Origin of the sequence: Klebsiella sp. X1-16S-Nf21 (assembly GCF_002837615.1) — a bacterium.
In the GTDB taxonomy this organism is placed as follows: Bacteria; Pseudomonadota; Gammaproteobacteria; order Enterobacterales; family Enterobacteriaceae; genus Klebsiella; species Klebsiella variicola.
Map to the genome: position 1 here is coordinate 25,270 of NZ_PJDK01000020.1, position 18,574 is coordinate 43,843.

An 18,574-nucleotide genomic window follows, 5' to 3' on the forward strand; every position below is an offset into this window, starting at 1 on the left:
TCCCGCATCGGCCCCTGAAGGCCGATGCGTTTTCCTGTGACTCTCGTTATTTCCTCCTCTTTTCTCCATCACCATACGACCCCATTCCGTCCTGACCTCCGTGCTGCTAAGGTTGCTGCCAAAATGAATAGCTAATGAGGTTTTCGCTTGACCCTGACGTTACGTCAGGCAGCAGAGTAGCGGACCTGGCCACAGAGAGGAGCAGTCATGTTAATTCAGGTGGGAGAGCTGGCGAAGCGCGCCGGAATGACGGTGCGTACGCTGCATCATTATGAACAGACGGGGCTGTTAACGCCTTCGGCCAGAAGCGAGGCGGGCTATCGGCTCTATAACCTGTCCGCGGTTCAGCGCCTGCATATGATAAAGGCGCTGGCGCAGGCCGGGCTGACGCTCGCCACCATCAAGGACTATCTCGATCGGCAAACGCTGTCGCTACCCGAGCTGCTGACGCAGCAGATAGAGACGCTCAACGCCCAATTGCGCGATGTCGGCAGGCTGCGCGACCGGCTGTTGGTGCTGCGCGAGGCGCTGGCGGGCGGCAATGAACCCGATCTGGAGTCCTGGCTACAGACGTTGGAGTTAATGAAAATGTACGATCGTTGGTTTAGTCAACAGGAGTTAGCCGCGCTGCCGTTTGCGGCACAGGATGAACAGCGCGCGCAGGCGTGGCGCGAGCTAACAGAGGAGGTGCAGACGCTGATGGCGAGCGGCTGCCCGACGGACAGTCCGCAGGCGATGAGTCTGGCGACGCGCTGGATGGAGCGCCTGGAGCAGGATACGGCAGGGCGCCCGGAGTTTCTGACCCGCCTGAACGAGATGCATGCCGCCGAGCCGCAAATGGTTGAACAGACCGGCGTCACCCCGGCCATCATCGCCTTTGTCACCGAGGCCTTTGCCGAAAGCAAACTGGCCATCTGGGCGCGTTACCTCGACGACGAGGAGATGGCGTTCACCCGCCGGCACTATTTCGACCGGCTACAGGAGTGGCCTGCGCTGGTGGCGAAGCTGCATCAGGCGTGCCGGGAGGGCGTAGCGCCGGACTCGGCGTCGGGTCAGGCGCTGGCCCGGGCGTGGCTTGAACTGTTTCAGTCCTACGCCGGTACCCGGCCGCAGACGTTGCAGAAGTTTCGTCGGGCAATGGAGCAGGAGCCGCATTTGATGAAGGGCACCTGGATGACGCCGGCGGTGCTGAGCTGGCTGCAGCAGGCGACCGGAGCCTTGATGCGGCAGGCGCAGGGGCCTGCCGCCGGGTGATCACAGGTCAGCCAGCGCGGCCTGACGATCGGGGTAGAAGCTCAGGCGTCCGGGCAGCGGCTTGACGCCGGCGCGCGCTAACGTGCGCAGCGGCTGAAACTCGAGGTTAGATACGCGCAATTCACAGCCTTCCGGCAGCTTGTTCACAAAGCGCTGGAAGGCATCCAGACCACCGGCGTCGAGAACCGGCACCGCGTCCCATTTCAGCACCACGATGCGCTTGCCGGCGATCCGGGTCTCCAGGTCGTTGAACAAGCCTTCGGCGGCGGCAAAGAACAGCGGCCCAATCACCCGCAGCACCAGCACATCGTCTGGCACCTCGACGTTGACCGGCGCCAGATGGGTCATGCGCGCGATACGGCGCATAAACAACAGCGAGGCCAGCACGATCCCGACGCTGATGGCAATCACCATATCAAACAGCACCGTCAGCGACATGCACATCAGCATCACCACGATGTCGTCTTTCGGTGCGTGGCGCAGCAGGTTGATCACTTTATGCGCCTCGCTCATGTTCCATGCCACCATCAGCAGCAGGGCGGCCATCGCCGACAGCGGCAGCCAGGAGAGCAGCGGGGCGAGGATCAGCAGCGCCAGGATCACCAGCAGGGCGTGGATCACGGCGGCAACCGGCGATGTGGCGCCGGCGCGGACGTTCGCCGCCGAGCGGGCAATCGCCGCGGTGGCAGTGATCCCGCCGAAGAACGGCGCAACGATGTTGCCCAGCCCCTGGCCAATCAGCTCGCTATTGGCTTTATGCTTGGTACCGGTCATGCCATCAAGCACCACCGCGCACAGCAGAGACTCAATGGCGCCGAGCATCGCCATGGAGAAGGCGGCAGGCAGCAGAGCCTGCAGCGAGGCCCAGCTCAGGGTAAAGTTTGAACCCGGCATATCCCAGGGGAGTACCAGCTGCGGCAGCAGCTGTGGAATGCCGTTGCCCTGAGTGCCGTCTGCCAGCTGATAGTGGAACTGCGAGCCAATTGTGGCGACATCGCCGCCGAGCAAATTAACCACCAGCATCACCGCGCAGCCGGCCAGCAGCGCCGGAAGGTGGCCCGGCAGACGGATACCCAGCCGCGGCCAGAGGATCAGAGTGCCGAGAGTGACGACGCCGATGGCGGCATCGCCGGGGTTAATCGTTGGCAGGGCCATCGCCAGCGCTGCCACTTTCTGCAGGTAATGCTCCGGCACATGGGGCATCTGCAGGCCGAGGAAGTCTTTAATCTGCATGGTACCGATGGTGATACCGATCCCGGAGGTGAAACCGAGAGTCACCGACAGCGGGATATATTCGATCAGACGGCCAAAGCGCGCCAGACCAAAGAGAATTAAAAAGATCCCCGACATCAGCGTCGCCACCAGTAGCCCCGCCAGACCAAACTGCTGGGAAACCGGATAGAGGATCACCACAAAGGCGGCGGTCGGGCCGGAAACGCTAAAGCGCGACCCGCCGGTTATGGCGATCACAATCCCTGCCACCGCTGAGGTATAGAGGCCGTACTGCGGCGGCACACCGCTGCCAATCGCCAGCGCCATCGCCAGCGGAATCGCAATGATCCCGACGGTGATCCCGGCGATCAGATCGCGGGTAAAGCGGGCGGTGGTGTACTTTTCTTTCCAACAAGCGTCGATGAGGGCGCGGAAAGGCATCACATGTGAGGAAAATAATCTGTTCACAATAATGTTTCATCCATGAGCGCATCATCTGTCAACTAAATGGCAGGTGAAGGAGGCATTGGTCATTTCCACGTCATCCTTCGGGATGCCTCTGTGTTGGCTGCGTTCATTTACCCCGGTCACGTACTGCCTGTACGCTCCCGGGGATTCATTCACTTGCCGCCTTGACGCATGCCGAATGATTTTGTGGAAGAATTAAAAATTCAGAGACAAAAAAACCCGCCGCAGCGGGTTTTTATGCTCGGCTCGATTAATGTTCGAACATAGCAGAGATAGATTCTTCATTGCTGATACGGCGAATAGCTTCAGCCAGCATACCGGAGAGCGTCAGAGTACGCACTTTATCCAGCGCTTTAATTTCGGGTGCCAGCGGAATGGTATCGCAAACGACAAATTCATCAATCACAGAGTTTTTGATGTTCTGGATAGCGTTACCGGAGAAGATCGGGTGCGTTGCATAAGCGAATACGCGTTTCGCGCCACGCTCTTTCAGCGCTTCTGCCGCTTTACACAGGGTGCCGCCGGTGTCGATCATATCGTCGACCATCACGCAGTCACGACCAGCCACGTCGCCGATGATATGCATCACCTGGGAGACGTTGGCGCGCGGACGGCGCTTGTCGATGATAGCCATATCGGTATCATTCAGCAGTTTAGCGATAGCGCGGGCACGCACGACGCCGCCGATGTCCGGAGAAACCACAATCGGGTTGTCCAGGTTCAGCTGCAGCATATCTTCCAGCAGGATTGGGCTGCCGAACACGTTATCAACTGGCACATCGAAGAAGCCCTGGATCTGTTCTGCGTGCAGGTCAACGGTCAGCACGCGGTCAACGCCGACGCTGGACAGGAAATCTGCCACCACTTTCGCGGTGATTGGCACACGAGCAGAACGAACACGACGGTCCTGGCGAGCATAACCGAAGTAAGGGATAACGGCGGTGATACGACCTGCCGAAGCACGACGCAGAGCATCAACCATAACAACCAGTTCCATCAGGTTGTCATTGGTGGGAGCACAAGTGGACTGGATGATGAAAATATCACCACCGCGTACGTTTTCATTGATTTGTACGCTGACTTCGCCGTCGCTAAAACGACCTACAGCGGCGTCGCCAAGAGAAGTGTACAGGCGGTTGGCAATACGTTGTGCTAGTTCCGGGGTGGCGTTACCAGCAAAAAGCTTCATATCAGGCACGAGAAGAACCTCAGGCATGCGTCCAGTGGTGGATGAGTGGGCCAATAATGTGCGGGCTGGCGCCATTCGATCCAGTCGGTGTATTTAAAGAGCACGATGCAACGTCTGGAACAGGGTGACGTTGTCACCGTAACTCAATTTCCCCGGTTGACTCGTTATCGTTGCGCCATCACGGCGCAGGATTCAGAGCAGGGCCTGCTTGAGCGGCGAGAGGTTAACTCCGCGCGCTACAAAGCCATTTAGCCATGCCGGGGCAGTGTCCAGCACCTGACGGGCAGCGGATTCGGTGTTAAATTCAGCAAACACACAGGCCCCTGTGCCGGTCAGGCGTGACGGCGCATATTCTAACAGCCAGGAAAGCGCTGCATCAACCTCGCGAAAACGTTTTCTTGCGATAAGCTCGCAATCGTTGCTGAATTCACAATTTAATAACGTATTAATTGACCGGCGCGGGGTATTTCGTGGTAGCTCCGGATCGCGAAAAATGACTGGCGTCGGAATACTGACCCCCGGGTGCGCCACCAGGTACCATTTTTCCTCGGGCTCCACCGGTGTCAGAATTTCGCCGACTCCCTCGGCAAAGGCGGCATGGCCGCGCACGAAGACCGGCACATCGGCCCCCAGCTGAAGGCCCAGGGTCGCCAGCTCCTCTTCCGAGAGACCGCAGCCCCAGAGATGGTTGAGCGCCACCAGCACGGTGGCGGCATTGGATGAGCCGCCGCCCAGGCCGCCGCCCATAGGCAGGCGCTTGTCGACACTGATATCGGCGCCGCTACCCGCCGGCAGGCGGTCGCTTTCGCTGGCGGCACGCATCAGCAGACGCGCAGCGCGAACGATCAGGTTCTCCTCGTCCGGCACGCCGGCCACCGGCGTCAGCAGGCGCAGTTGACCGTCAGTTCGCGGTTCGATGGTCAAGGTGTCGCCATAGTCGAGAAACTGAAACAGCGTCTGCAGGGTATGGTAGCCATCGGCCCGCTGGCCGGTGATATATAAAAACAGATTCAGTTTTGCAGGAGAGGGCCAGCGGCTCATCATTTCACGATCCAGTTATCCATCTTCAGCTTGATGCGCTGAGCGCCATTGTTCAGCTCGACATTAGACGGCAGGGCTGGCTGGGTATCGCTGGTGTAGCCGCCGTAGGTGACGTGCCAGGTTTTGCCATTTTGCGTGTAGTTAAGTTCACGCAGACGGTACTGATCGTCCAGCGAATAGTCGGTGGCGTCGCCCGGCAGGCCGATGATCCACTGGCGCAGGCTGTTCAGCGGGATCGGCATCCCGGTCAGGCGGCCGATCATCTCTTCGGCATCGGTGGCGGTGTAGGTCTGGCCTTTGTTATCGATCAGCTGCACGCTGCCTGGCTGCGCGGTCAGCGACAGCTCGGTGCTGCCCAGCGGGTTGGTCAGCAGCAGGCGATAGCGGTCCTGGCCGGTCTGTTGCCAGAAGAAGCGAGCATAGACTTTTTGCTCATCGGAAAGATAGGCAAACGCCCCGCGAGTCTGGAACTGGTTGAGGCTGCGAACAGCCTGCTGGTGCTGACGCCACTGCGGCGAATCCGGGCTTTTGCCAGGCCCTTGCGGCGTATGAAGAGAACAGGCGGTGAGGACGAGGCTGGCCAGCGGCAGCAAGCGGAACAGTCGATTCATAATGATGACAAATCCTTGATGTCTACAGGGAAAAACGGCGGCAGGGGAATAGCGGGCCGATTTGTGTAGCAGGTTACATTTATAACCCTTAATGCTAGCGTCGCCGGGCGATAGCGTCTACGTTCAAGTTGTCTGAAATCAAAAAATTAACGTTAATGGCGGTCTTGCTTTGGCTATTACTCCAAAAGGGGAGCCTCTCTTTTATTGATTACGCGCATCCTGTATGATGCACTCAGACTAACCTTAGCAACGCTGGTACTACTCCCTCACAATGACCCTTTTAGCTCTTGGCATCAATCACAAAACAGCGCCGGTCGACCTGCGAGAACGCGTGACGTTTTCGCCGGAAACGCTCGATCAGGCGCTGGAGAGCTTGCTGGCTCAGCCGATGGTGCAGGGGGGGGTAGTGCTGTCGACCTGCAACCGCACGGAACTCTATCTCAGCGTCGAAGAGCAGGACAATCTGCAGGAAGCGCTGATCCGCTGGCTGTGCAACTATCACGGCCTCAACGAAGAAGACCTGCGTAAGAGCCTCTACTGGCACCAGGATAATGACGCCGTCAGCCATCTGATGCGCGTCGCCAGCGGCCTCGATTCGCTGGTGCTGGGCGAGCCGCAGATCCTCGGCCAGGTGAAAAAAGCGTTTGCTGATTCCAGCCGCGGTCATCTGAACGTCAGCGAACTGGAGCGGATGTTCCAGAAGTCGTTCTCGGTGGCAAAGCGTGTGCGTACCGAAACCGATATCGGCGCCAGCGCCGTTTCCGTCGCGTTCGCCGCCTGTACCCTGGCGCGGCAAATCTTTGAATCGCTCTCCAGCGTCACCGTGTTACTGGTCGGCGCCGGTGAAACCATCGAACTGGTGGCGCGCCATCTTCGCGAACATCACGTGCGCAAAATGGTGATTGCCAACCGCACCCGCGAACGCGCCCAGGCGCTGGCGGACGAAGTGGGCGCCGAGGTGATTGCCCTCAGCGATATCGACGAACGGCTGAAAGAGGCCGACATTATTATCAGCTCCACCGCCAGCCCGCTGCCGATCATCGGCAAAGGCATGGTGGAGCGCGCGCTTAAGGCGCGGCGTAACCAGCCGATGCTGCTGGTGGATATCGCCGTTCCGCGCGATGTCGAACCGGAGGTCGGCAAACTGGCCAACGCCTACCTTTACAGCGTCGACGATCTGCAAAACATCATTCAGCATAACCTGGCGCAGCGTAAAGCCGCGGCGGTGCAGGCGGAATCGATCGTCGAGCAGGAGACCAGCGAATTTATGGCCTGGCTGCGCGCGCAGAGCGCCAGCGAGACGATTCGCGAATACCGTTCTCAGTCTGAGCAGGTCCGTGAGGAGCTGACCGCGAAGGCGCTGGCCGCGCTGGAGCAGGGCGGTGATGCCCAGGAAATTATGCAGGATCTGGCCCGCAAGCTGACCAACCGCCTGATCCACGCGCCAACCAAATCTCTTCAGCAGGCCGCCCGTGACGGGGACGACGAACGCCTGCATATTCTGCGCAACAGCCTCGGGCTGGAATAGCGCACCTTTCTCTTATTTTCAGGACAGGGTGAATTCACGCCTATGAAGTCTTCTATTGTTGCCAAACTGGAAGCGTTGTACGAGCGCCATGAAGAAGTGCAGGCGCTGCTCGGCGATGCCGCGACGATTGCCGATCAGGATAAATTCCGCGCGTTGTCGCGGGAATACGCTCAACTGAGCGATGTGGCGCGCTGCTATACCGACTGGCGTCAGGTGCAGGAGGATATCGAAACTGCGCAGATGATGCTCGACGATCCGGAGATGCGCGAAATGGCGCAGGAAGAGCTGCGTGACGCCAAAGAAAAAGGCGACCAGCTGGAGCAACAGCTGCAGGTACTGCTGCTGCCGAAAGATCCCGATGACGAGCGTAACGCTTTCGTGGAAGTGCGCGCCGGAACCGGCGGCGACGAAGCGGCGCTGTTTGCCGGCGATCTGTTCCGCATGTACAGCCGCTACGCGGAATCGCGCCGCTGGCAGGTGGAGATCCTCAGCGCCAACGAAGGTGAACACGGCGGATTCAAAGAGGTGATCGCCAAATTCAGCGGCGACGGCGTTTACGGTCGGCTGAAATTTGAATCCGGCGGCCATCGCGTGCAGCGTGTGCCGGCCACCGAATCGCAGGGGCGTATTCATACCTCCGCCTGCACCGTGGCGGTGATGCCGGAGCTGCCGGAAGCCGAAATGCCGGACATTAACCCGGCGGATCTGCGCATCGATACTTTCCGCTCCTCCGGCGCGGGCGGTCAGCACGTCAACACCACCGACTCAGCTATCCGTATTACTCACCTGCCGACCGGCATCGTGGTGGAGTGTCAGGACGAACGTTCCCAGCATAAAAACAAAGCCAAGGCGTTGTCAGTGCTGGGGGCGCGTATCCGCGCCGCCGAAGTGGCCAAGCGTCAGCAGGCGGAAGCCTCCACGCGCCGTAACCTGCTGGGCAGCGGCGATCGTAGCGACCGTAACCGCACTTACAATTTCCCACAGGGGCGCGTGACCGACCACCGCATCAACCTGACGCTTTATCGTCTGGATGAAACCATGGAAGGCAAACTCGATATGCTGATTGAGCCAATTGTTCAGGAATATCAGGCCGATCAGCTGGCGGCGCTGTCCGAGCAGGAATGATGACCTTTCAGGCCTGGCTGCAGCAGGCGATCGCCCGGCTGCGTGAAAGCGACAGCCCGCGACGCGATGCCGAGATCCTGCTGGGACATGTTACCGGCCGGGCGCGCACCTGGATTTTGGCCTTCGGCGAAACGACGCTGTCCGCTGACGAGGCGACGACGCTGGAGGCGCTCCTGCAGCGACGTCAGCGCGGAGAACCCATTGCCCACCTGGTTGGGCAGCGTGAGTTCTGGTCGCTGCCGCTGTTCGTCTCCCCGGCGACGCTGATCCCCCGACCGGATACCGAGTGTCTGGTGGAGCAGGCGCTGGCGCGACTGCCTGCCGCGCCGTGCCGTATTCTCGACCTCGGCACCGGAACCGGCGCCATTGCTCTGGCGCTGGCCAGCGAGCGTCCGGATTGCGAGGTCACCGCGGTGGATGTGATGCCGGACGCCGTGGCGCTGGCACTGCGCAATGCCGCTCATCTGGACATCGCTAACGTGACGATACGGCAAAGCGACTGGTTTAGCGCGCTGGCCGGGCAGCGTTTTGTCATGATCGTCAGTAATCCACCCTATATCGACGCCACCGACCCGCATCTCGCCGAGGGCGATGTGCGCTTTGAGCCGTTGACGGCGCTGGTTGCTGCCGATCAGGGGCTGGCGGATCTGGCGCAGATTATCCGCGAGGGACGGCAGTATCTGCTGCCCGGCGGCTGGATGCTGCTGGAGCATGGCTGGACCCAGGGCGAGGCGGTTCGCGCCCTGTTCCGCGAAGCGGGCTATCTCGACGTCGCGACCTGTCGCGACTATGGCGACAATGAACGTCTGACTCTCGGACGTTTACCCGACATGGAGAACGTTGGCTGATGAACTTATTCACGGCTGTCCTCTACCTGCACATCGCCAGCGTGGTGGTGTCGGTAGGATTGTTCGTTTTACGTTACTGGTGGATGTATCATCAGAGCCCGCTGCTGAACCAGCGGTGGGTGCGAATTGCGCCGCACTGCAGCGATACGCTGCTGTTTCTCAGCGGTGCGGGTTTAATGGCGATAACGCACTACCTGCCGTTTACCGAAGACGGCGCATGGCTGACTGAAAAGCTGTTTGGCGTTATCATTTACATCGCATTAGGTTTTATCGCGCTGGGCCGCCGTCGTCCGCGCAGCCAGCAGAGCCGTTTTATCGCGTTCCTGCTGGCGCTGGTGGTGTTGTTTATTATCATTCAACTCGCCATCACAAGAATACCGATACTGGGGTAGGGCATGGGGTCATTAGCGGATTTCGAATTTAACAAAGCGCCATTGTGTGATGGCATGGTCCTCATTTCTGAACAGGTCCGCGACGATTTTCCGTCGCGTTTTGTCGAGGAAGAGCTGCAGCGGCTGCTGCGCCTCGCGCAGGAGGAGATTGCGCCGTCGTGGGACCAGGAGCGCCAGATAGAACGCCTGCTGGCGCTGTTTTACGACGAGTGGGGCTTTGGCGCTTCGCAGGGCATTTATCGTCTTTCCGACGCGCTATGGCTGGATAAAGTGCTGGTCAACCGTCAGGGGAGCGCGGTGTCGTTAGGCGCGATCCTGCTGTGGATCGCCCAGCGCCTGGCGCTGCCGGTGGTGCCGGTGATCTTCCCGACCCAAATGCTGTTGCGCGCGGATCCGGAAACCAGCGAAGAGATGTGGCTGATTAATCCGTTTAACGGCGAGACCCTCGACGAACATACCCTGGAGGTATGGCTGAAGGGCAACATCGGGCCGGTGGCGGAACTGTTTAATGAAGATCTCGACGAAGCGGATAACGCCGAGGTGATCCGCAAGCTGCTGGACACCCTGAAGTCGGCGCTGATGGAAGAGCGGCAGATGGAGCTGGCTCTGCGCGCCAGCGAAGCGCTGCTGCAGTTTAACCCGGAAGATCCGTATGAGATCCGCGACCGCGGGCTGATATACGCCCAGCTGGACTGCGATCACGTGGCGCTGTTGGATCTGAGCTATTTCGTTGAGCAGTGCCCGGAGGATCCGATCAGTGAGATGATCCGCGCGCAGATCAACACGATTTCGCACAAACAAATTACATTGCATTAGTCTGGAACCATTCCGGTTACACCCTGATAAGGCGAACTTATGAAACAAAAAGTGGTTAGCATTGGTGATATCAACGTAGCGAACGACCTGCCGTTCGTGCTGTTCGGCGGGATGAACGTGCTGGAGTCGCGCGACCTGGCGATGCGCATCTGCGAACATTACGTCACCGTTACGCAGAAGCTTGGCATCCCCTACGTCTTCAAAGCCTCCTTTGATAAAGCCAACCGTTCCTCCATCCACTCCTATCGTGGTCCGGGTCTGGAAGAAGGGATGAAGATTTTCCAGGAGCTGAAGCAGACCTTTGGCGTGAAAATCATCACCGACGTTCATGAAGCCAGCCAGGCGCAGCCGGTGGCTGACGTGGTGGACGTGATCCAGCTTCCGGCCTTCCTCGCGCGCCAGACTGACCTGGTGGAAGCGATGGCCAAAACCGGGGCGGTGATCAACGTCAAGAAGCCGCAGTTCGTCAGCCCGGGTCAGATGGGCAATATCGTCGATAAGTTTATCGAAGGCGGTAACGACAAAGTGATCCTCTGCGACCGCGGCGCTAACTTCGGTTACGACAACCTGGTCGTGGATATGCTCGGCTTCGGCGTGATGAAGAAAGCCTCCAACAACTCGCCGGTTATCTTCGACGTCACCCACGCGCTGCAGTGCCGTGACCCGTTTGGCGCTGCCTCCGGCGGTCGCCGCGCGCAGGTGAGCGAACTGGCCCGCGCCGGTATGGCGGTAGGTATCGCCGGTCTGTTTATCGAAGCGCATCCGGATCCGGACCACGCGAAATGCGACGGCCCGTCCGCGCTGCCGCTGGATAAACTGGAGCCGTTCCTCAAGCAGATGAAAGCGATTGACGATCTGGTGAAAAGCTTCGACGAGCTGGATACCAGCAAGTAAGCCTGACCGCATCACTGAAAAAGCCTGCCGGTGTTAACACCGGCAGGCTTTTTTTTCGCCCGGACTCCGCCGGGCGGATAAGCGGGGTCAGGCGAAAATGGTCATCAGATAGGCGGCGAACAGCGCCAGGTGGGCCGCGCCGTTCAGCACATTGGTGCGCCCGGTGGAGAAGGAGATATGGCACAGCACCAGCGAGGCGACCATCACCACCATCTCCGGGGCGCCAAGGCCAAAGCGCAGCTCATTGCCGGTCAGGAAGGCGATGAGGGTGACCACCGGGACCGTCAGCGAGATGGTGGCCAGTACGGAGCCGAAAAACAGGTTCATCGCCCGCTGTACCTGATTGTTGAGCACCGCTTTGAGGGCGCCAAGGCCTTCCGGCGACAGGATCAGCAGGGCCACCAGGAAGCCGGTAAAGGCCACCGGGGCGTTCATGCTGGTCAACAGCGTTTCCAGCGGATTGGCGTTCATTTTGGTGACCGCGATCACTGCCACCAGGTGCACCAGCAGCCAGGCGGTATGCCACCCGCTGCTGTGGGCAGACGGTTTACCGTGGTGCGGGTCGTCATCGTCGCTGTCGTCTTCATGCTCATAAACAAACAGACTCTGATGGGTTTTGGTTTGAATCAGCAGGAAAACGCCGTACATGGCCGCCGAGATCACCGCCACCAGCAGCGATTGCCCGGTGCTGAAGTTTGCGCCCGGCAGCGCCATCGGAAACACCAGCACGATAATCGCCAGCGGAAACAGGGCGATAAGATACTGCTTAATGCCGAACAGATTCATATATTGGGTGGCAAATTTACGCCCGCCCAGCAGCAGAGAGAAACCGACCAGACCGCCGGTGACGATCATAATAATGGAGTAGAGCGTATCACGCATCAGGGTCGGCGCGGCGTCGCCGGTGGCCATTAAGGCGGAGATCAGACTGACCTCAAGGATAACCACCGACAGGCTTAAAATCAGGGAGCCATAGGGTTCGCCCAGGCGGTGGGCGAGGACGTCGGCGTGGCGGACCACGCTGAAGGCGCTGCTTAAAATACCGACCAGCGCGAGGATATTAATTGCGATAACCACTGGCAGTGACTGGCTGCTGCCCCAGAAAAACAGCACCGCCAGCGCCAGCACCGGAAAGACGAGGGAAGACTCCTTATGGCGGGTTTTTACCGCCTCATGTGCATGGGTCATGAACCATCTCCATTTATGCAGGTGTTATAATTATAAAAACGTAGGGCGGTAAAGTAACAGATTTTGATAAATTACCGCTGGTTTTTTACTTAAATTTACGGGTATCGAGTGATATCTTGATTAGTTTATTATAATTTATGTTTACCACTATTTAGTTCTTACTATTCAGATAATTACTAAAATAATTTTTCTACTCATTTTGACCTTGATAGCCAGCCGCTTGCGTACCAGACTTAAATTTAATGCTCAAACAGGAGGTCAGTATGCCCTATCGCAATAAACAAGAACTCCCCGACAGCGTTCAGCATGTTCTGCCTGCTCATGCGCAGGAAATTTATAAAGAAGCGTTTAACAGCGCCTGGGATCAATATAAAGATAAAGATGAGCGGCGCGATGACGCCAGCCGCGAAGAGACGGCGCACAAAGTCGCCTGGGCGGCGGTGAAGAACAGCTACGAGAAAGGCGATGATGATAAGTGGCATAAGAAAAAATAATTGCTGACGCCGCTTTTATGCTTGCCAGCGCCCCGCTGATTGCTTATTGAAGGATAAAGCTGGATAATATTTCAGCAATATTGACGGATGCATGAGACGAACGCCGGGAAGCGGGCAGTGGCGGAGGTAGTAAACAGTGTTAACTCGTGATTTCTTAATGAATGCGGATTGTAAGACAGCGTTTGGCGCTATTGAGGAATCGCTACTCTGGTCGGCAGAACAACGTGCAGCCTCGCTGGCGGCGACGCTGGCCTGCCGCCCGGATGATGGCTCAGTATGGATCTTTGGCTACGGTTCGCTTATCTGGAACCCGGCGCTCAATTATCGCGAGTCCTGCACCGGTACGCTGCCGGGCTGGCACCGTGCGTTTTGCCTGCGGTTGACCGCCGGGCGCGGTAGCGCCTGCCAGCCGGGACGTATGCTCGCTCTCAAAGAGGGCGGCCGAACCACCGGCGTCGCCTATCGTTTGCCTGACGACACGCTGGAAGAAGAGCTGACCCTGCTGTGGAAGCGGGAGATGATCACCGGCTGCTATCTGCCCACCTGGTGCAAGCTGGAGCTGGACGACGGACGGACGGTGAATGCCCTGGTGTTTATTATGGATCCGCGCCATCCACTGTTTGAACCGGATACCAGCGCCCAGGTTATCGCCCCGCTGATCGCCCGGGCCAGCGGGCCGCTCGGCACCAACGCCCAGTATCTGTTTTCGCTCGAGCAGGCGCTAAGCAAGTTGGGGATGCACGACGCCAGTCTCGATGACCTGGTGGCCAGCGTACGCGCTCTGTTGGGCGAGAGTCCGACGCCGGGCCTGGCCTGAGCGCGCGGAAAAGAAAAACGCCCGGCATGGCCGGGCGTCCGATTGCTGACCAGTAAGGAAAAAGCGTGGTTTTTCCTTACTGGTGGTCATCAGCCGAAAATCAATAAATTGATTTTCCTTGTTATTTTTCTGGTGCAATCTGCAAGCACAATGATTGCATGAGGTTTGTCATGAATCTCACGCCCGGCACGGCCGGGCGTATGTTCTGATAGTAACTGTCAGGCTGGCACGTAGCTGATGGAGTGCTCCAGTGACTGGCTGTGACTGTCGATAAGCACGTTCCAGGTGCCGCTGTAGGGCACCGTCAGATAGGCGCTATCCCGATCCTGCACGCTCAGAATATCCGCATGGCTATCGCCCGGGACCTTCGCGCTCATTAGATGAATATGGCAGCGCTCTGAACACCGCACCACCAGTGTGTCACCACCAAATAACGTCAAACTTGCTTTAACCATCGCCATTTTTGTACCCCGTTTCTGTCCCGCTACAGCATCCTGCCCACCCAGTCCTCGCGTGATATTGTTCACACTTTGCTCTGTGCATCACACCAAACGGCGCGGGCCGGGATGCTGATTTTGATCAAAAAAAGGGATAAAGATTAAACAAAAATGACGTTGTTCCTGAAAGCATTCAGCTAACGTTTTTTTTGTCTCTTCAAGCGCCAATACGTGACATTTCATCCCGTTCGACGGCCTACATTCAGAAGGTCAGCACTTTATCTGCCGCCAGCGTCCACTGGGCCAGCTCAACCAGAGTACCGACCTCCACGCCGTCAATCAGCGGTAGCGCGCTGACGCCGCGGCCGTCCGCGCAGGTTTTGCACAACTTCACCGGCACCTGCTGGGCGGTGAGGATCTCCAGCATCTGCTGCACATTGTATCCTTCCGCCGGCTTCTGCCCGCGCAGCCCGGCGGTGACGGCGTCGGACATCAGAAACAGCTTGAGATCGAGGTCGGACTGTTGCTCGCGCAGGGCAATGGCCAGGCGCAGGCTGTTGAACAGGGATTCGCTGCCATAGGCGGCGCCGTTGGCGATAATCACAATACGTTGCATACAAACTCCTTCTTAAAGGCACGGTTATTGCTTTACCGCAGTATAAAGCGTTAACCCGGAGGAGGGGTATGAATAATACGACTGGTCACGCGCACGATGAGACGGCCTGGCTGCAGCTGGCGCGTCGCCTGCAAAAACAACAACTTCAGCAGCTTAGCCAACTGGGGGAACTGGCCAGCCAGCTCAGCGCGCTGGTGCATATGCTGCAGTGCGAGCGCGGGGCGTCGAATATTTTTCTTTGCTCGGGCGGCCAACTGTATGCGGCGGAGTGTCGGGCGGGCGGGGCGCTGGTTGATGAGCGGTTAGCGCTGTTCTATGCCAGTCTCGAACGGGCACGTACGGTCGCCGGCAGCGCGCTGTGCTGGCGCATTGCCAGGGCGGTTGGCGATCTGCTGCAGCTTCCGGCGCTGCGCGAGCAGATCGCCCGCCGGCAGATTGCCGCGGAAGCCGCGACGGAGCAGTTCAGCCGTGTCATCCGCCATCTGCTGAACATCGTCCCGCAGCTCAATGACAGCATTGACGATCCGCCGGTGGCCGGCCGCATGGTCGCGCTGTACAGCTTTATGCAGGGTAAAGAGCTGGTGGGTCAGGAGCGCGCGCTGGGCGCTCTGGGCTTTACCCGCGGCGAGTTCAGCGACAGCCTGCGCCAGCAGCTGGTGGACCGTATTGACGGTCAGCAGCCCTGCTTCGACAGCTTTCAGGCGCTGGGCAGCCCGGCGACCGTCCAGCTGTTTATCACCCAATGCCAGGCCGGCCTGGACATTGAGCAGCTGCGGCGGATCGCCTGCACCCGCCAGCCGGCCGCCGACGGCGGGGAAACGGCGCTGCGCTGGTTTGGCCTGCAAACCCAGCGGCTTGAACACCTGCGCGAAGTGGAAGAGCAATTGATCGACGATCTACTGAACGCCACCGACACGCTGTTAGTGGACGACGCGCCTGGCTGGCTGCCCGGCGAGGAGGTCGATACCCTGACGCCGCATCTGGATAAACAGCTGCTGCCGCTGGTGCGCCAGCAGGCCTATGAGCTACAGCAGCTCTCCAGCCAGCTGGCCTCGCTGAAAGACGCGCTCGAAGAACGCAAGCTGATAGAAAAAGCGAAAAGCCTGCTGATAACGCACCAGGGAATGCAGGAGGAGCAGGCCTGGCAGACGCTGCGCAAGATGGCCATGGACAAAAACCAGCGCATGGTTGAGATAGCCCGCGCGCTGCTGATGGTGAAGGCGATTTGGCCGCTAACACCAAAGGAGTAGATGCACAATCGATGGGCATTCTTTGCCTGCCGGCGGTGCACTTTTACGTGAAAAACCGGCCAACGTTGGGAAAAAGCCTGCCAGCGCGCGATTGCCAAAGCTGGCATCCCGTTTGCATTACTTATTGAGTGAATAAAAGTCCGGACAACGAACCAATGGCGGTTCGGGTGTCCGTGGATAAAGGCGTCCTGCAGTGCGTATGCACTGTCGGACGCTTTTTTTTTGCGCGTGGTGGAGCGGATATGAGCGACAAGTTTTCAATTTCCCGGCGGCGCTTGCTGCAGGCAGGGGCCGCGCTGGGCGGCGCGATGCTGCTGCCGGGGGTGATGCAGGCCGCATGGGCCGGCGGATCGGACAAACCGGAGCAAACCCGCGTGCGGGTCGGATTTATTCCGCTGACCGATTGCGCGCCGCTGGCTATCGCCGCGGCGAAGGGGTTTGACAAAAAGTATGGCATCACCCTGGTGGCGAGTAAGGAAGCCAGCTGGGCGGCGGTGCGCGACAAGCTGGTGGCCGGCGAGCTGGACGCGGCGCATATTCTCTACGGCCTGCTGTACGGTCTTGAACTGGGGATCGCCAGCAAGCCGCAGGCGATGGCTAATCTGATGACCCTCAACCGCAATGGTCAGGCCATCACCCTCTCCAGCGAACTGCAGGAGAAAGGGGTAACCGACCTCGGCGGGCTGAAACGGCTGATCGACCGCAGCGCGCCGGGCAGCTACACCTTCGCCCATACCTTTCCCACCGGCACCCATGCCATGTGGCTCTACTACTGGCTGGCGAGCGCCGGCATCGATCCCTTTAACGATGTGCGCACCGTCGTGGTGCCGCCGCCGCAGATGGTGATGAACATGCGCATCGGCAATATGAGCGGCTTTTGCGTCGGCGAGCCGTGGAACGCGCGCGCCATTAACGACCGCATTGGCTTCACCGCGGCCACTTCCCAGGATATCTGGCCCGAGCATCCGGAAAAGGTGCTGGGCACCCGTCGCGACTGGGTGGAACGTAACCCGAACACCGCCCGCGCACTGGTGGCGGCCCTGATGGAGGCGCAGCGCTGGATCGCCGCCTCGCCGGAGAACACTCAGGAGACGGCCCGCCTGCTCGCCAGACGCGGCTGGCTCAATACCAAGGAACAGTACCTCACCGGCCGGATGCTGGGGGAGTATGACAACGGTCTCGGCCGCCGCTGGCAGGATGCCCATCCGATGCGCTTCTGGGCCGGGGGCGAGGTGAGTTTCCCCTGGCTGTCGGACGGAATGTGGTTCCTCACCCAGTTCCGCCGCTGGGGGTTGCTGAAGCAGGCTCCGGATTACCTCGCGGTGGCGTCGCGCATTAACCGCATCGACGTCTGGCAGGCTGCCGCCCAGGCGGTCGGCGGGATCAGCACCCCGGCAGCCACGATGCGTAACAGCACACTGATGGACGGTACGGTCTGGAACGGGTCTGACCCGGAAGGCTACGCCCGCCATTTTGCCATTCAACGTAAGGGGGCATGAGATGAAGCAGGCACAACGTAAGCAACCGGTCGTCAGCGTGGAGAACGCGCCTGGCGAAGTGATTATCCTGCCGCCGGTGCAGGTCCGGCGCACCACGCCAACCGTCACGCGCTGGCTGCGTGAGCTCATTCAGCGCCTGCTGCCCCCGCTGTTGGGGTTGGGGGTGCTGCTGCTGGCCTGGCAGCTGGCGGCGATGCACAGCAAAGGTTTTCCCACGCCGCTGAGCACGCTGGACTCGGCGCTGACGCTGTTTGCCGATCCGTTCTATCAGGACGGGCCCAATGACATGGGCATCGGCTGGAACGTGCTGGCCTCCCTGCAGCGCGTGGCGGTGGGCTTCGGCCTGGCGGCGCTGGCGGGCATTCCGCTGGGGTTTTTGATCGGCCGTTCGCTGTTCTTCGCCCGCATGTTTAATCCGCTGATTGCCCTGCTGCGCCCGGTCAGCCCGCTGGCCTGGCTGCCGATTGGCCTGCTGCTGTTCCAGAAGGCGGAGCCGGCCTCCAGCTGGACCATTTTTATCTGCTCCATCTGGCCGATGGTGATCAACACCGCGGAAGGCGTGCGGCGGATCCCGCAGGACTATCTCAATGTCGCCCGCGTCCTCCAGCTCTCGGAGTGGACGGTGATGCGCAAAATTCTCTTTCCGGCAGTGCTGCCGGCGGTGCTCACCGGCGTGCGTCTCTCCATCGGCATCGCCTGGCTGGTGATCGTGGCGGCGGAAATGCTCACCGGCGGGCTGGGGATCGGCTTCTGGATCTGGAACGAGTGGAACAACCTCAATGTGGAAAACATCATCATCGCCATCGTCATTATCGGCGTCGTCGGCCTGCTGCTGGAGCAGGGTCTGATGCTGCTCGCCCGCCGCTTTAGCTGGCAGGACAAATAAGGAGCCAAC

Annotated in this window: 19 protein-coding genes; 12 read left to right on the forward strand and 7 right to left on the reverse strand. The window is 59.5% G+C overall.

All coding sequences use genetic code 11. From position 1 onward, the window contains the following. Positions 1-207: 207 nt before the first annotated feature. A complete protein-coding gene (locus CW267_RS11500) occupies positions 208-1,254 on the forward strand; it encodes a MerR family transcriptional regulator (protein WP_016161326.1) in 1,047 nt (348 codons plus the stop codon). Here CW267_RS11500 and dauA read toward each other — a convergent pair whose 3' ends face one another. The 4 genes from dauA to lolB form a co-directional block, all read right to left on the reverse strand. After that, positions 1,255-2,934, reverse strand: a complete 1,680-nt coding sequence (dauA, locus tag CW267_RS11505) for a C4-dicarboxylic acid transporter DauA (protein ID WP_071582957.1) — start codon at positions 2,932-2,934, stop codon at positions 1,255-1,257. 250 nt (positions 2,935-3,184) lie between these two features. Further along, positions 3,185-4,132: a ribose-phosphate diphosphokinase gene (prs, locus tag CW267_RS11510; RefSeq protein ID WP_002910407.1), complete on the reverse strand. Its 948-nt coding sequence runs from the start codon at positions 4,130-4,132 to the stop codon at positions 3,185-3,187. Positions 4,133-4,315: 183 nt separating this feature from the next. Next, on the reverse strand, positions 4,316-5,164 hold the full coding sequence (gene ispE / locus CW267_RS11520; protein WP_012541338.1) for a 4-(cytidine 5'-diphospho)-2-C-methyl-D-erythritol kinase: 849 nt from the start codon (positions 5,162-5,164) through the stop codon (positions 4,316-4,318). Then, positions 5,164-5,775 carry a lipoprotein insertase outer membrane protein LolB gene (gene lolB, locus CW267_RS11525; RefSeq protein WP_008804385.1) on the reverse strand — a complete coding sequence of 204 codons (612 nt, stop codon included), beginning with the start codon at positions 5,773-5,775 and terminating at the stop codon, positions 5,164-5,166. Before lolB ends, ispE begins: the two co-directional genes overlap by 1 nt. A 271-nt stretch (positions 5,776-6,046) precedes the next feature. Between lolB and hemA the strand changes: the two genes are divergently transcribed. The 6 genes from hemA to kdsA are packed head-to-tail and all read left to right on the forward strand — an operon-like array spanning position 6,047 to position 11,378. Then, the gene (gene hemA, locus CW267_RS11530) at positions 6,047-7,303 is read left to right on the forward strand and encodes a glutamyl-tRNA reductase (protein WP_012541339.1); all 1,257 of its coding nucleotides are present in this window, start codon (positions 6,047-6,049) and stop codon (positions 7,301-7,303) included. Between the two features lie 42 nt (positions 7,304-7,345). Beyond that, a complete protein-coding gene (prfA, locus tag CW267_RS11535) occupies positions 7,346-8,428 on the forward strand; it encodes a peptide chain release factor 1 (RefSeq protein ID WP_008804387.1) in 1,083 nt (360 codons plus the stop codon). Continuing rightward, positions 8,428-9,276 carry a peptide chain release factor N(5)-glutamine methyltransferase gene (gene prmC / locus CW267_RS11540; RefSeq protein WP_100780954.1) on the forward strand — a complete coding sequence of 283 codons (849 nt, stop codon included), beginning with the start codon at positions 8,428-8,430 and terminating at the stop codon, positions 9,274-9,276. The genes prfA and prmC overlap by 1 nt, the downstream gene beginning before the upstream one ends. Then, positions 9,276-9,668, forward strand: coding sequence for an invasion regulator SirB2 (gene sirB2, locus CW267_RS11545; protein ID WP_008804389.1), 393 nt, complete (start codon positions 9,276-9,278; stop codon positions 9,666-9,668). The genes prmC and sirB2 overlap by 1 nt, the downstream gene beginning before the upstream one ends. A gap of 3 nt (positions 9,669-9,671) precedes the next feature. After that, positions 9,672-10,484, forward strand: coding sequence for an invasion regulator SirB1 (sirB1, locus tag CW267_RS11550; protein ID WP_008804390.1), 813 nt, complete (start codon positions 9,672-9,674; stop codon positions 10,482-10,484). Positions 10,485-10,523: 39 nt separating this feature from the next. Further along, on the forward strand, positions 10,524-11,378 hold the full coding sequence (gene kdsA, locus CW267_RS11555; protein ID WP_002910393.1) for a 3-deoxy-8-phosphooctulonate synthase: 855 nt from the start codon (positions 10,524-10,526) through the stop codon (positions 11,376-11,378). 87 nt (positions 11,379-11,465) lie between these two features. Here the strand turns inward: kdsA and chaA are convergent, their stop codons facing one another. Then, on the reverse strand, positions 11,466-12,566 hold the full coding sequence (gene chaA, locus CW267_RS11560; RefSeq protein WP_008804391.1) for a sodium-potassium/proton antiporter ChaA: 1,101 nt from the start codon (positions 12,564-12,566) through the stop codon (positions 11,466-11,468). Between the two features lie 263 nt (positions 12,567-12,829). On the opposite strand from chaA, the gene chaB reads away from it, so the two are divergent. Then, positions 12,830-13,060, forward strand: coding sequence for a putative cation transport regulator ChaB (gene chaB, locus CW267_RS11565; protein ID WP_008804392.1), 231 nt, complete (start codon positions 12,830-12,832; stop codon positions 13,058-13,060). Positions 13,061-13,196: 136 nt separating this feature from the next. Continuing rightward, a complete protein-coding gene (locus CW267_RS11570; RefSeq protein WP_004203203.1) occupies positions 13,197-13,877 on the forward strand; it encodes a gamma-glutamylcyclotransferase in 681 nt (226 codons plus the stop codon). 218 nt (positions 13,878-14,095) lie between these two features. Here the strand turns inward: CW267_RS11570 and CW267_RS11575 are convergent, their stop codons facing one another. Next, positions 14,096-14,338: a DUF1883 domain-containing protein gene (locus CW267_RS11575; RefSeq protein ID WP_002910387.1), complete on the reverse strand. Its 243-nt coding sequence runs from the start codon at positions 14,336-14,338 to the stop codon at positions 14,096-14,098. Positions 14,339-14,576: 238 nt separating this feature from the next. Beyond that, on the reverse strand, positions 14,577-14,930 hold the full coding sequence (locus CW267_RS11580) for a DsrE/DsrF/TusD sulfur relay family protein (protein ID WP_012541343.1): 354 nt from the start codon (positions 14,928-14,930) through the stop codon (positions 14,577-14,579). Between the two features lie 68 nt (positions 14,931-14,998). On the opposite strand from CW267_RS11580, the gene nasR reads away from it, so the two are divergent. From nasR to ntrB, 3 genes are all read left to right on the forward strand, one after another. Next, a complete protein-coding gene (gene nasR / locus CW267_RS11585; RefSeq protein WP_100780953.1) occupies positions 14,999-16,180 on the forward strand; it encodes a nitrate regulatory protein NasR in 1,182 nt (393 codons plus the stop codon). Positions 16,181-16,422: 242 nt separating this feature from the next. Further along, positions 16,423-17,679 carry a CmpA/NrtA family ABC transporter substrate-binding protein gene (locus CW267_RS11590; protein WP_039104312.1) on the forward strand — a complete coding sequence of 419 codons (1,257 nt, stop codon included), beginning with the start codon at positions 16,423-16,425 and terminating at the stop codon, positions 17,677-17,679. A 1-nt stretch (position 17,680) separates the two neighbouring features. After that, the gene (gene ntrB / locus CW267_RS11595) at positions 17,681-18,565 is read left to right on the forward strand and encodes a nitrate ABC transporter permease (RefSeq protein WP_008804396.1); all 885 of its coding nucleotides are present in this window, start codon (positions 17,681-17,683) and stop codon (positions 18,563-18,565) included. The last annotated feature ends 9 nt before the right edge of the window (positions 18,566-18,574 follow it).

Excerpts from the sequence above, each read along its gene's own strand:
- CW267_RS11500 (WP_016161326.1), top strand. The coding sequence starts at position 208 with ATGTTAATTCAGGTGGGAGAGCTGGCGAAGCGCGCCGGAATGACGGTG.
- ispE (WP_012541338.1), bottom strand. The coding sequence starts at position 5,164 with ATGAGCCGCTGGCCCTCTCCTGCAAAACTGAATCTGTTTTTATATATC.
- lolB (WP_008804385.1), bottom strand. The coding sequence starts at position 5,775 with ATGAATCGACTGTTCCGCTTGCTGCCGCTGGCCAGCCTCGTCCTCACC.
- hemA (WP_012541339.1), top strand. The coding sequence starts at position 6,047 with ATGACCCTTTTAGCTCTTGGCATCAATCACAAAACAGCGCCGGTCGAC.
- prfA (WP_008804387.1), top strand. The coding sequence starts at position 7,346 with ATGAAGTCTTCTATTGTTGCCAAACTGGAAGCGTTGTACGAGCGCCAT.
- prmC (WP_100780954.1), top strand. The coding sequence starts at position 8,428 with ATGACCTTTCAGGCCTGGCTGCAGCAGGCGATCGCCCGGCTGCGTGAA.
- sirB2 (WP_008804389.1), top strand. The coding sequence starts at position 9,276 with ATGAACTTATTCACGGCTGTCCTCTACCTGCACATCGCCAGCGTGGTG.
- sirB1 (WP_008804390.1), top strand. The coding sequence starts at position 9,672 with ATGGGGTCATTAGCGGATTTCGAATTTAACAAAGCGCCATTGTGTGAT.
- kdsA (WP_002910393.1), top strand. The coding sequence starts at position 10,524 with ATGAAACAAAAAGTGGTTAGCATTGGTGATATCAACGTAGCGAACGAC.
- chaA (WP_008804391.1), bottom strand. The coding sequence starts at position 12,566 with ATGACCCATGCACATGAGGCGGTAAAAACCCGCCATAAGGAGTCTTCC.
- chaB (WP_008804392.1), top strand. The coding sequence starts at position 12,830 with ATGCCCTATCGCAATAAACAAGAACTCCCCGACAGCGTTCAGCATGTT.
- CW267_RS11575 (WP_002910387.1), bottom strand. The coding sequence starts at position 14,338 with ATGGCGATGGTTAAAGCAAGTTTGACGTTATTTGGTGGTGACACACTG.
- CW267_RS11580 (WP_012541343.1), bottom strand. The coding sequence starts at position 14,930 with ATGCAACGTATTGTGATTATCGCCAACGGCGCCGCCTATGGCAGCGAA.
- nasR (WP_100780953.1), top strand. The coding sequence starts at position 14,999 with ATGAATAATACGACTGGTCACGCGCACGATGAGACGGCCTGGCTGCAG.
- CW267_RS11590 (WP_039104312.1), top strand. The coding sequence starts at position 16,423 with ATGAGCGACAAGTTTTCAATTTCCCGGCGGCGCTTGCTGCAGGCAGGG.
- ntrB (WP_008804396.1), top strand. The coding sequence starts at position 17,681 with ATGAAGCAGGCACAACGTAAGCAACCGGTCGTCAGCGTGGAGAACGCG.